Genomic DNA, 12998 nt, shown 5'->3' with positions numbered 1-12998 from the left:
TCCCCGTACGGGGGTCCCATCACCGCGGACGACTGTCCGAAGTGCCCAGGTCCGTCCCTGTGTCGCGGCCGGATGCCGTCCCGGTCGCTGCCGACCTGCGGCATTTGTGCCCCGCTCTCCTGCCGCAGGGCTTGCGGGGCGTGCATAACGATCCGGTCACTCCGGCCGCCCGAGCTCCCGAAACGGCCGGGCCGAAAGTTCCCCGGGTCCCCGTCCGTAGACTGGCCCTGTGAGTGACCAGCAGCCCGAGAGCCACGACCGCGACGACAACGACGACCTCGCCGGCACCTTCGACGAGTTCGACCAGATCGTGGCGGAAGAGTCCGACCGCGACCCCGACCTGGCGGTGATCGAGGCCGGTAGCCGCACCCTGCGCGCCCAGGCCGGTCCGCCCCAGGGTGACCCGGTACCCGCCCGGCCCGTCGACCCGGAGGTCGTCAAGGCGCTGCTGGAGGTGGAGCAGGAGCTCGCCACCCGCTGGGGCGAGACCAAGCTGGAGCCCTCGGTGTCGCGGATCGCGGCGCTGATGGACGTACTGGGCGAGCCGCAGCGCGCGTACCCGTCCATCCACATCACCGGCACCAACGGCAAGACGAGCACGGCCCGCATGATCGAGTCCCTGCTGAACGCCTTCGAGCTGCGCACCGGGCGCTACACCAGCCCGCACGTGCAGTCGATCACCGAGCGGATCAGCCTCGACGGGGCTCCCATCACCGCCGAACGGTTCGTCGAGACATACCACGACATCAAGCCGTACGTGGAGATGGTCGACGCCGCCGAGGAGTACCGGCTGTCCTTCTTCGAGGTGCTCACCGGAATGGCCTACGCGGCCTTCGCGGACGCCCCGGTGGACGTGGCCGTGGTCGAGGTCGGCATGGGCGGCAGCTGGGACGCGACCAACGTGATCGACGCGTCCGTCGCGGTGGTCACCCCGATCAGCCTGGACCACACCGACCGGCTCGGCTCCACGCCCGGTGAGATCGCCGTGGAGAAGGGCGGCATCGTCAAGCAGGACGCGACCGTGATCCTGGCCCAGCAGCCGGTGGACGCGGCGCAGGTGCTGCTCAAGAAGGCCGTCGAGGTCGACGCCACGGTGGCCCGCGAGGGCATGGAGTTCGGCGTCGTCTCGCGCGAGGTCGCTGTCGGCGGCCAGCAGCTGACGCTGCGGGGTGTGGGCGGCGAGTACGACGGCATCTTCCTGCCGCTGTACGGCGCGCACATGGCGCACAACGCGGCGGTGGCCCTGGCCGCGGTCGAGGCCTTCTTCGGGGTCGGCCAGGAGCACGCCCGGGTCCTGGACCTGGACACCGTACGGAAGGCCTTCGCCTCGGTGTCCTCGCCGGGCCGCATGGAGGTCGTACGGCGCAGCCCGACGGTGGTCCTGGACGCGGCGCACAACCCGGCGGGCGCGGCGGCCACCGCGGAGGCGGTCACCGAGTCGTTCGGCTTCAGCCGGCTGATCGGGGTCGTGGCCGCGAGCGAGGGCAAGGACGTCCGCGGGGTGCTGGAGGCCTTCGAGCCGATCTTCGCGGAGGTGGTGGTGACGGAGAACTCCAGCCACCGGGCGATGGGCGCGGACGAGCTGGCGGCCGTCGCGGTCGAGGTCTTCGGCGCGGACCGGGTGCAGGTGGAGCCGCGGCTGGACGACGCCCTGGAGGCGGCGATCACCCTGGCGGAGGAAGAGGCCGAATACGGTGGGGCCGGGGTCCTGGTGACCGGTTCCGTGATCACGGTGGGCGAGGCCCGCCTGCTGCTGAAGAGGGGCTGAGGGATGCGCACGCTGTGTGCGAGCACGCTGATCGGCGAGTTCTTCGTGATCGGCTTCGCGGGGCTGGTGGCGATGAAGGACCCCGATCTGACCCAGGCCACGGTCTGGACGGTGTGCGGGGTCAGCATGCTGCTGTCGGTGCTGCTGTGCGGGATGCTGTCGCGTCCCGGGGCGGTCCAGCTGGGCTGGGCCCTGCAGGCCGGCCTGATCCTGAGCGGGTTCGTCGTGCCGACGATGTTCTTCCTCGGCGCGGTGTTCGCCGGGCTGTGGTGGTGCTCCGTGCACTACGGCCGCAAGATCGACACGATCAAGGCGCGCTGGGCGGCCGCTCAGGAGGCGCCGGGGGCACCCGGGACGCCTGACGCTGCGTGACGGGTCCCCGGATCGGCCCTGTAGATTCGCCCTACCGCACCCGTTTGCCGCAAGGAGCCGCAACATGACCCAGCGCACCCTCGTCCTGCTCAAGCCCGACGCCGTCCGTCGTGGTCTGGTCGGCGAGATCATCGGCCGCATCGAGCGGAAGGCCGGCTGGACCATCCCCGCACTGGAGCTGCGCACGCTGGACCAGGAGACCCTGGAGGCGCACTACGGCGAGCACAAGGGCAAGCCGTTCTACGAGCCCCTCATGGGCTTCATGGCGAGCGGCCCGATCGTCGCCCTGGTGGTCGAGGGTGAGCGGGTGATCGAGGGTGTCCGCCAGCTGGCCGGACCCACTGACCCGATCGCCGCGGCGCCGGGCTCCATCCGGGGTGACTTCGGCACGATCACGCGTGAGAACCTGATCCACGCCTCGGACTCGGAGGAGTCCGCCGAACGTGAGCTGAAGCTGTTCTTCCCGGCGCTCTGAGCACTGTTCCCTGACGTGACATCAGCCGAATAGCGCTCATGACCTGGGGCGACCGAAGTAATTTCGGTCGCCCTCCGGTATATCCGGGCCGAAGCGGGAACGCCTGGGCAGGACACGTCATCACCACTGAGGGGGCGGGTATCCATTCCGGCGGGATTGCCGGAGTCCCGTCGCGCGGTCCTCGTACTTGCGGCACTACGATGGGGCCTCCACCCACACACCCACCTCGCCGACCTGACAGCAGCCGCTATCAACTGGAAGGCCAGACGCTCCTCATGGGGAACAAGGGGAACAAAATGTCGTTCATCGGCCGTGACATGGCGATCGACCTCGGGACCGCCAACACGCTGGTGTACGTGAGGGGCCGGGGGATCGTCCTGAACGAGCCGTCCGTGGTCGCCATCAACACGAACACCGGCGGCATCCTGGCGGTCGGCTCGGAGGCGAAGAAGATGATCGGGCGCACGCCCGGCAACATCGTCGCCGTACGGCCCCTCAAGGACGGCGTGATCGCCGACTTCGAGATCACCGAGCGCATGCTCCGGTACTTCATCCTCAAGATCCACAAGCGCCGCTACCTGGCCCGCCCGCGCGTGGTGGTCTGCGTTCCCTCCGGCATCACCGGAGTGGAGCGACGCGCCGTCATCGAGGCGTCCACGCAGGCCGGCGCCCGCCAGGTGCACATCATCGAAGAGCCCATGGCCGCCGCCATCGGTTCGGGCCTGCCCGTCCACGAGGCCACCGGCAACATGGTCGTGGACATCGGCGGCGGCACCACCGAGGTCGCCGTCATCTCCCTCGGCGGAATCGTCACGGCACAGTCCATCCGGGTGGCCGGCGACGAGCTCGACAACGCGATCATCCAGCACATCAAGAAGGAGTACTCGCTCCTCCTCGGTGAGCGCACGGCCGAGCAGATCAAGATCACCATCGGGTCGGCCTACGACCTCGACAAGGACGAACACACCGAGATCCGCGGCCGCGACCTGGTCTCCGGCCTGCCCAAGACGGTCGTCATCTCGGCCGCCGAGGTGCGCAAGGCCATCGAGGAGCCGGTCAACGCCATCGTCGACGCGGTCAAGACCACGCTCGACAAGTGCCCGCCGGAGCTCTCCGGCGACATCATGGACCGCGGCATCGTCCTGACCGGCGGCGGCGCCCTGCTGCGCGGCCTCGACGAGCGGCTGCGCCGGGAGACCGGCATGCCGATCCACATCGCGGAGGACCCCCTCGACTCCGTCGCGCTCGGCTCCGGCAAGTGTGTCGAGGAGTTCGAGGCCCTCCAGCAGGTCCTGGACGCCCAGCCCCGTCGCTGACAGATGCCCCTCCCTGCCGGAGGGGCCATGCGGAACACAAGGATCCGCCGTACGGGTGCTACCGGGCCCGTGCGGCGGATCGTTGATATACAGGCAAAGAGAAATCCGACGAGGAAGGCACGGCCGCCGCACGTGAGGGACACACGAGAAAGCCGGCTGCTCCTGGTGCTTCTGATCGCCATCGCGTTCGCATTGATCACGGTGGACATCAGGGCAGGCGAGGAGTCGCCGGTCGACGGTGCCCGGCAGGCCGCCGCAGCGGTCTTCGGCCCGGTCGAGGAAGGTGTGGCGACCGCGGTCGACCCGGTCGCCAACGCCATAGGGGCCGTACGGGACTCCGGCGAGCGCCACAACCGTATCGCCACGCTGGAGCGCCAGAACGCGGCGCTGAAGGCCAAGCTGGGCAGCGAGGACCAGACCCGCAGCCGCATCCACGAGCTCGACGAGATGCTCAAGCGGGCCGGCGCCGGGCAGTACGGCATCAAGGGCGCCGAGGTCATCGCCATAGGAGCGGCCCAGGGCTTCTCCTGGACCGTCACCATCGATGCGGGCAGCAAGGACGGCATCGAACGCGACATGACCGTCCTCAACGGGGACGGCCTCGTCGGCCGGGTCACCACCGTCGGCCCCGACACCGCCACCGTCGTCCTCGCCAACGACCCCGACTTCACCGTCGGCACCCGTCTGGAGAAGACCGGTGAACTGGGCTTCGCCACCGGCCAGGGCGACCGTGCCCTGTCTGTCCAGATGCTCAACGGCAAGGCCAAGGTCAGCCCCGGCGACCGACTCGTCACGTTCGGCTCGCGCGGCAACAAGCCCTTCGTGCCCGGTGTGCCGATCGGCGAGGTGGTCAAGGTCGACCCCTCGCGCGGCGACCTGACCCGCACCGTATGGGTGCGTCCGTTCGTCGGCTTCTCGCGCCTGGACATCGTCGGCGTCGTGGTGATGCCGCCGCGCGAGGACCCCCGCGACGCGGTTCTGCCGCCCAAGCCCGAGGCCCCCAAGCCCACCCCGACGGTCACCGTCACGGTCACCCCGTCCGGGTCCGCCGGCGTACCCGCCAAGCCGGCCGACGACTAGGAGCAGACCACGCATGCGCTTCAACCGGATCCTGCTCTCGGCCACCCTCGTCGTGGTCGCCCTCGTCGTCCAGGTCACCGTCCTGGGCCGGCTCCAACTGCCCGGCGCCGTGCCCGACCTGCTGCTCCTGACGGTCGTCTCGCTGGCACTGGTGTACGGACCCGTCAGCGGCGCGCTCATCGGCTTCGCCGCCGGTCTCCTCGCCGACCTGGCCCCGCCCGCCGACCACGCCGCCGGGCGGTACGCGCTCGTGCTCTGCGTCATCGGCTACGTCGCCGGCCTGACCCGCCCCGACGGCGGCCGGTTCCGGTCCGCCTGGGGGCCGATGCTCACCGTCGTCGCCGCCGCGATCGGCTCCACCCTGCTCTACGCGAGTGTGGGCGCCCTCGTCGGCGACACCGCCGCGCGCCACGTGGGCCTGACCGGGCTGCTGTTCACCGCGACCCTCTACGACCTGCTGCTCGCGCCGTTCACCGTGCCGTTCATCATGGCCCTGGCCCGGCGCGCCGAGAACGACCCGATGGCCGTGGAAGCCGGCGGCGGCCCCACCAGCAAGGCCGCCGACGTCTCCGCCGGCTGGCTGGCCGGCGGCACGGGCCTGCGCATCGGCACTCAGCGCGGCGGCCTGCGGCTGAAGACCGCGCGCTCGCGGGCCAACAAAGCCATCCGCATAAAGGGGGTCAAGCCGGTCAAGGGTGTGAAGAGCGTCAAAAAGCTGTGAGGGTGGAGCAGTCGTGACCAACGTTCCGGAGACCGGCCGCACCTCCCGGGTGCAGATCAGGCTCGTCATGATCCAGGTGCTCGTCCTCTCGATGCTGTTCACCCTCGGCGGGCGGCTCTGGTACCTCCAGATCCGCAACGGCGACGAGTACTACCACGAGGCGAAGAGCAACCACGTCCAGCGGGTCGTCCAGCCCGCCGTGCGCGGCTCGATCCTCGACGCCCGCGGGGTCCCGCTCGCCGACAACGAGACGCGCCTCGTCGTCTCCGCCAGCCGCACCGCGCTGATGAAGATGAAGGACAAGGGCAAGGGAGTCATGACCCGCCTCGCCGACGTCCTGGACATGACCCCCAAGGAGGTCATGGAGAAGGTCCGGCTCTGCGACTCCCAGACCCCCGCGCCCTGCTGGAACGGCTCCCCGTACCAGCCGATCCCGGTCACCCTCGAAGCCACCACGCAGCAGGCGCTGCAGTTGCGCGAACGCCCGGAGGACTTCCCCGGCATCACCGCCGAGCCCACCGCGGTCCGCCGCTACCCGGCCCCCGGCGGGGCCCGTACCGCACAGGTGCTCGGCTACCTCTCACCGGTCACCGACGAGGAGATCCAGAAGGCCAAGGACTCCGACTCACCGCACCTGCGTTCCGACCAGGTAGGGCGCTCCGGCATCGAACGCACCTATGACAGGCAGCTGCGCGGCAAGGCGGAGGTCACCTCGTACGAGGTCGACAACCTCGGCCGGGTCATGGGCCAGACCAAGTCCGACCCGGGCGTGGCCGGATCCACCCTCGTCACCAGCATCGACGCCCGGGTCCAGGCCGTCGCCGAGTACGAGCTCCAGGACGCGATGAAGGTCGTCCGCAACGAGACCGACAACATCACCGGCCGCAAGTACGAGGCCGACTCGGGCGCCGTCGTCGTCATGGAGGCCAAGACCGGCCGCATCGTCGCCATGGCCTCCCAGCCGGACTACGATCCCAACACCTGGGTCGGCGGCATCTCCGGCAAGGACTACGCCAGGCTCACCAGCAAGAGCTCCAACTACCCGCTGCTCAACCGGGGCATCCAGGGCATGGCCCCCGCGGGCTCCATCTTCAAGGTGGTCTCCGCGAGCGCGGCCGTCCGGGCCGGCTACAAGTTCGACGACAAGTACAACTGCAGCAGCTCCTACAGCCTCGGCGGCCGCAGCTTCGCGAACTTCGAGTCCAAGGGGCACGGCCCCATCACCCTCGCAGACGCCCTCAAGTTCTCGTGCAACACCGTCTTCTACGCCCTGGGCCACAAGGAGTGGCAGCGCGACGGCGGCCTCAGCCCCAAGAAGGACGCCCACGACTGGTTCTACCGGACCGCCCGGGAGTTCGGACTGGGCTCCGAGACCGGGATCGACCTGCCGAACGAGGTCACCGGACGCATCCCCGACCGGAGGTGGAAGCAGAACTTCTGGAAGGCCAACAAGAACGCCTGGTGCAAGCAGGGCAAACGGGGCGGCACCTACGTCGAGCAGATCGCCTACGAGAGCTGCCTCGAAGGCAACCAGCTGAAGGCCTACGACAGCATCAACTTCGCCATCGGCCAGGGCGACGTCCTCGTCACCCCCATCCAGATGGCCACCGCGTACTCCGCCATCAGCAACGGGGGAACCCTCTACAACCCCACGGTCGGCAAGGCCGTGATCAGCCCCGACGGCAAGCACATCGAGATGATCAAGCCCCAGTCGCACGGCAGGCTGCCGATCGACGCAAAGACCGTCAGCGACCTCGACCGGGGCCTGCGCTCGGTCGTCGAGCCCGGCGGCACCGCCGCCTGGCGGTTCGGCGGCTGGCCGATGGACAAGATCCCGATGCATGCCAAGACCGGCACCGCCCAGGTCTACGGCAAGCAGACCACGTCCTGGCTGGCGACCTACACCAAGGACTTCACGATCGTCATGACGATCTCCCAAGGTGGCACCGGCTCCGGAGCCTCCGGACCCGCCGTGCGCAACATCTACAACGCCATCTACGGTCTGACCATGGACGGCAAACAGGACCCGAAGCGGGCCCTGCTGCTGGGCCCCGAGACGAAGCTGCCCCGGATCGGGCCCGACGGCTCCATCACTTCCCCGGAGATCCGGCCGTACGTGCCGCCGTCCCCGGAGGATCTTGAGCCGGCCGTGCTCGCGGGGCCGCCCGCACCGCCCCCGGCACGCAGGGACTGAGGGGGTGTCCGGCGGATTGTCGCCGGGCCCGGCCCGCCCGGTGCCGTGCCGCGTTGCCGTCGTCTCCGACGCCCCGAGCCGATTCCCTCCTCCGCCTCGCACTCCACGGCACACGCCGACCCGAACTCTCCGACCCTGATCCGCCGGACACCCCCTGAGGGAAGACATGCCGACCGCCAACAAGTTCTCCGTCTCCCGGTACGCGCCCGAGCGCGGGGCGATGGCCAAGCTCACCGCCCGCGACTCGGTGGTGCGCCGGCTCGACTGGCCGATACTCCTCTCCGCGCTCGCCCTCTCGTTCATCGGCGCCCTGCTGGTGTGGTCGGCGACCCGCAACAGGACCTCGCTGAACCAGGGGGACCCGTACTACTTCCTGGCCCGGCACGCCCTGAACACCGGCATCGGCCTCGTGCTGATGATCGGCACCATCTGGCTCGGCCACCGCACCCTGCGCGGGGCCGTGCCGGTCCTCTACGGGCTCTCGCTGGTGCTCATCCTCGCCGTGCTGACCCCGCTCGGCGCCACCATCAACGGCGCCCACGCGTGGATCGTCATCGGCGGCGGGTTCTCCCTCCAGCCCTCCGAGTTCGTGAAGATCACGATCATCCTCGTGATGGCGATGCTGCTGGCCACCCGGGTGGACGCGGGCGACCTCACCCATCCCGACCACCGCACGGTCGTCAAGGCGCTCTGCCTGGCCGCCGCCCCGATGGGCATCGTCATGCTGATGCCCGACCTCGGCTCCGTCATGGTCATGATCGTGATCGTGCTCGGGGTGCTGCTGGCCTCCGGTGCCTCCAACCGCTGGGTCATCGGCCTGCTCGGCGCGGGCGCGAGCGGGGCCATCCTGATATGGCAGCTGGGCGTCCTCGACGAGTACCAGATCAACCGCTTCGCGGCCTTCGCCAACCCCGAGCTCGACCCGGCGGGCGTCGGCTACAACACCAACCAGGCGCGCATCGCGATCGGCTCCGGCGGGCTGACCGGCTCCGGGCTCTTCAAGGGCTCGCAGACCACCGGCCAGTTCGTGCCCGAGCAGCAGACCGACTTCGTCTTCACGGTGGCGGGGGAGGAGCTGGGCTTCGTCGGGGCCGGGCTGATCCTGGTACTGCTCGGCATCATCCTGTGGCGGTCCTGCATGATCGCCCGGGAGACCACCGAGCTCTACGGGACCATCGTGTGCGCAGGGATCATCGCCTGGTTCGCCTTCCAGTCCTTCGAGAACATCGGCATGACCCTCGGGATCATGCCCGTGGCCGGGCTTCCGCTGCCGTTCGTCTCGTACGGAGGATCGTCGATGTTCGCGGTGTGGGTGGCGATCGGACTACTCCAGTCGATCAAGGTGCAACGGCCATTGTCGGCCTGATGTTCCGTTCACCCTGCCGAACTGATCCGTTCAGTACTAAATTCGGTCTATGGCGGACACCAAGCGCGAAATCGAGCGGAAATTCGAGTTCTCCGAGGACGCATCAGCCCGGCGCGAGGTGCCGGACCTGACGGGCACGGCCGCCATCGCGGCCGTCTCCGACCAGGGCACCGTCGACCTCGACGCCGTCTACTACGACACCCCCGACCAGCGGCTCGCCGCCGACGGTGTCACCCTGCGGCGCAGAACGGGCGGCGCGGACGAGGGCTGGCACCTCAAACTGCCCGTCTCCCCGGGAGTGCGCGACGAGATCGGGGCCGCGCTCAGCGACTCGGTCCCGCCCTCCCTCGCCGTCCTCGTCCGCTCCCGTGTCCGCGGTGCCGGGCTCCGGCCGCACGTCAGGCTCCTCTCCTCGCGCAAGCTCAGCCACCTCCTCGACGCCGAGGGCGCCCTGCTCGCGGAACTGAGCACCGACGCCGTCGTCGCCGAGCGCGGCGAGGCCACCGCCGCCTGGACCGAGGTCGAGGTGGAACTCGCCGACGGGGTCGACCCCGAACTGCTCGACGCCGTGGAGGAGACCTTCCGCAAGGCCGGACTCCGGGTCTCCGAGGCCCCCTCCAAGCTCGCCCGGGCCCTTGCCGAGACCGACGCGGAACCCCCGGAGCGGCCCGCGGCCGACGGCCCCGAGGGCTCCGCCGGCGCACAGGTCCTCGCGTACCTGCGCGAACAGCGCGACACCCTGGTCGCACAGGATCCGGCCGTCCGGCGGAACCTCCCGGACTCCGTCCACCGGATGCGGGTCGCCTGCCGCAGGCTGCGCAGCGCCCTGAAGACCTACCGCAAGGTCCTCGACCGCCAGGTCACCGACCCGATCGGGGAGGAACTGCGCTGGCTCGCCGCCGAACTCGGAGTCGACCGCGACCGGGAGGTCCTGCTGGAGCGACTGCAGGACCATCTCGGCGAGCTGCCGCGCAGCCTGCTGCTCGGCCCCGTCCGGGCCCGGCTGAAGATCTGGAACGTCGCCCGCCGCTCGGAAGCGCGGCGCCGGTCGCTCGGCGCGCTCGACAGCGCGCGCCACCTGGCCCTCCTGGACTCCCTCGACGCCCTGCTGGATCGGCCCCCGCTGCTGAAGGCCGCGGACAGGCCGGCCGAGAGCCTCCTGCCCAAGGCGGTGCTCCACGACTACGAGCGTCTCGCCGACAGGATCGACAAGGCGCTGGCCCTTGCGCCGGGCCACGAGCGGGACCTGGCCCTGCACAGCGCCCGCAAGGCGGCCAAGCGTTCCCGATACGCGGCGGAGGCGGCCGTACCGGCCCTCGGGAAACCGGCGAAACGCCTGGCCAAGGCCGTGAAGAAGGTCCAGTCCCTGCTCGGCGACCACCAGGACAGCGTCGTCGCCCGCGACGCGCTGCGCGGTCTCGGCGTCCAGGCCGCCGGCGCGGGGGAGTCCGCCTTCACCTGGGGCGTGCTCTACGGCCGCGAGGAGGCCCTGGCCGAGCGGGGCGAAAGGGAGCTTCCGGATGTCTGGGCGAAGGTCTCCGACCCGAAGCGGCGGGCCGGACTGGGATGATCATGTGGGTGGGGGCGCCTGACCCTGGGGGTACGCTTGAGAGCTGCCCCCTGCCCGCTTCACGAAAGTCGCGTGATGACCGAGTCGGTCTTCCCTCAGCTTGAGGCCCTGCTTCCGCATGTGCAGAAGCCCATCCAGTACGTCGGCGGTGAACTCAACTCCACGGTCAAGGAGTGGGAGAGCTGCGACGTCCGCTGGGCGCTCATGTACCCGGACGCGTACGAAGTCGGGCTGCCCAACCAGGGCGTCATGATCCTCTACGAGGTGCTCAACGAGCGCGAGGGCGTCCTCGCCGAGCGCACCTACAGCGTGTGGCCGGACCTCGAAGAACTGATGCGCGAGCACAAGGTGCCGCAGTTCACCGTGGACAGCCACCGCCCGGTCTCCGCCTTCGACGTGTTCGGCCTGTCCTTCTCCACGGAGCTGGGCTACACCAACATGCTCACGGCACTGGACCTCGCCGGCATCCCGCTGGAGGCCCGCAACCGTACCGTCGACCACCCGATCGTCCTCGCGGGCGGCCATGCGGCCTTCAACCCCGAGCCGATCGCGGAGTTCATCGACTGCGCGGTCATCGGCGACGGCGAGCAGGCCGTCCTCGACATGACCGAGATCATCCGCACCTGGAAGGCCGAGGGCCGGCCGGGCGGCCGCGAGGAGGTCCTCCTCCGTCTCGCCAAGACCGGCAACGTCTACGTCCCCGGCTTCTACGACGTCGAGTACCTGCCGGACGGCCGCATCGGCCGCGTCGTGCCCAACCGCTCCGGCGTGCCGTGGCGCGTGTCCAAGCACACCGTCATGGACCTCGACGAGTGGCCCTACCCCAAGCAGCCCCTGGTCCCGCTCGCCGAGACCGTCCACGAGCGCATGTCCGTGGAGATCTTCCGCGGGTGCACCCGCGGCTGCCGTTTCTGCCAGGCCGGCATGATCACGCGCCCCGTGCGGGAGCGAAGCATCACCGGCATCGGCGAGATGGTCGAGAAGGGTCTCAAGGCGACCGGCTTCGAGGAGGTCGGCCTCCTCTCCCTGTCCTCCGCGGACCACACGGAGATCGCCGACATCGCCAAGGGCCTCGCCGACCGCTACGCGGACGACAAGGTGGGCCTGTCCCTGCCGTCGACCCGCGTGGACGCGTTCAACGTGGACCTGGCCAACGAGCTGACCCGCAACGGCCGCCGCTCCGGCCTGACCTTCGCCCCCGAGGGCGGCTCCGAGCGCATGCGCAAGGTCATCAACAAGATGGTCTCGGAAGAGGACCTGATCCGGACCGTCTCCACCGCCTACGGCAACGGCTGGCGCCAGGTGAAGCTGTACTTCATGTGCGGCCTGCCCACCGAGACCGACGAGGACGTGCTCCAGATCGGTGACATGGCGGTCAACGTCATCGCCAAGGGGCGCGAGGTGTCCGGCCAGAACGACATCCGCTGCACGGTGTCCATCGGCGGATTCGTCCCCAAGCCGCACACCCCGTTCCAGTGGGCGCCGCAGCTGTCGGCCGAGGAGACGGACGCCCGCCTGGGCAAGCTCCGCGACAAGATCCGCGGCGACAAGAAGTACGGCCGCTCCATCGGTTTCCGCTACCACGACGGCAAGCCGGGCATCGTCGAGGGTCTCCTCTCGCGCGGCGACCGCCGCATCGGCGATGTCATCCGCGCCGTGTACGAGTCGGGCGGCCGCTTCGACGGCTGGCGCGAGCACTTCAGCTACGACCGCTGGATGGAGGCGGCCGAGAAGACCCTGCCCGCCTACGGCGTGGACGTGGCCTGGTACACGACCCGCGAGCGCACCTACGAGGAGGTCCTGCCCTGGGACCACCTGGACTCGGGTCTCGACAAGGACTGGCTCTGGGAGGACTGGCAGGACGCCCTCGACGAGACCGAGGTCGACGACTGCCGCTGGACCCCGTGCTTCGACTGTGGCGTCTGTCCTCAGCTGCAGACCGAGATCCAGATCGGACCCACCGGCAAGAAGCTGCTGCCGCTGTCCGTCGTGAAGTAACCCTTGGGTCACGAGAGGCCCCCGCCCGCAACGGGCGGGGGCCTCTGCCGTGTCCTTCACGACATGGACATGGACAAGCGGCCTCCCGGCGAGGGCGCCCATGGCGGCGACGGGTGCCTGGTGGGCGCCATCAGGCTC

The 12998-nt window shown here is 69.8% G+C and carries 10 protein-coding genes; all 10 read left to right on the top strand.

Going from position 1 to position 12998, the window contains the following annotated elements; translation table 11 throughout:
* Positions 1–229 precede the first annotated feature (229 nt).
* On the top strand, positions 230–1768 hold the full coding sequence (gene folC / locus ACWGIU_RS13615) for a bifunctional tetrahydrofolate synthase/dihydrofolate synthase (RefSeq protein WP_453705384.1): 1539 nt from the start codon (positions 230–232) through the stop codon (positions 1766–1768).
* Between the two features lie 3 nt (positions 1769–1771).
* Positions 1772–2140 (top strand): DUF4233 domain-containing protein, encoded by a 369-nt coding sequence (locus ACWGIU_RS13610; RefSeq protein ID WP_453705382.1) that lies wholly within the window; start codon positions 1772–1774, stop codon positions 2138–2140.
* A 64-nt stretch (positions 2141–2204) separates the two neighbouring features.
* A complete protein-coding gene (gene ndk / locus ACWGIU_RS13605; protein ID WP_030008577.1) occupies positions 2205–2615 on the top strand; it encodes a nucleoside-diphosphate kinase in 411 nt (136 codons plus the stop codon).
* Between the two features lie 296 nt (positions 2616–2911).
* On the top strand, positions 2912–3931 hold the full coding sequence (locus ACWGIU_RS13600) for a rod shape-determining protein (RefSeq protein ID WP_008738981.1): 1020 nt from the start codon (positions 2912–2914) through the stop codon (positions 3929–3931).
* A 132-nt stretch (positions 3932–4063) separates the two neighbouring features.
* Complete coding sequence (gene mreC / locus ACWGIU_RS13595) at positions 4064–5011, top strand: rod shape-determining protein MreC (RefSeq protein ID WP_453705380.1); 948 nt, start codon at positions 4064–4066, stop codon at positions 5009–5011.
* 13 nt (positions 5012–5024) lie between these two features.
* On the top strand, positions 5025–5732 hold the full coding sequence (gene mreD, locus ACWGIU_RS13590; RefSeq protein WP_453705378.1) for a rod shape-determining protein MreD: 708 nt from the start codon (positions 5025–5027) through the stop codon (positions 5730–5732).
* 13 nt (positions 5733–5745) lie between these two features.
* A complete protein-coding gene (mrdA, locus tag ACWGIU_RS13585) occupies positions 5746–7926 on the top strand; it encodes a penicillin-binding protein 2 (protein WP_453705376.1) in 2181 nt (726 codons plus the stop codon).
* A gap of 166 nt (positions 7927–8092) precedes the next feature.
* On the top strand, positions 8093–9292 hold the full coding sequence (gene rodA, locus ACWGIU_RS13580; RefSeq protein WP_453705374.1) for a rod shape-determining protein RodA: 1200 nt from the start codon (positions 8093–8095) through the stop codon (positions 9290–9292).
* Positions 9293–9341: 49 nt separating this feature from the next.
* Positions 9342–10862, top strand: coding sequence for a CYTH and CHAD domain-containing protein (locus tag ACWGIU_RS13575; RefSeq protein WP_453705372.1), 1521 nt, complete (start codon positions 9342–9344; stop codon positions 10860–10862).
* A gap of 72 nt (positions 10863–10934) precedes the next feature.
* Complete coding sequence (locus ACWGIU_RS13570; protein WP_453705370.1) at positions 10935–12860, top strand: TIGR03960 family B12-binding radical SAM protein; 1926 nt, start codon at positions 10935–10937, stop codon at positions 12858–12860.
* The last annotated feature ends 138 nt before the right edge of the window (positions 12861–12998 follow it).

The organism is Streptomyces sp. NPDC054840 (assembly GCF_053611065.1).
The sequence above is the reverse complement of the archived record's forward strand: the minus strand, read 5'-3'. Positions and strand labels throughout refer to the sequence as shown.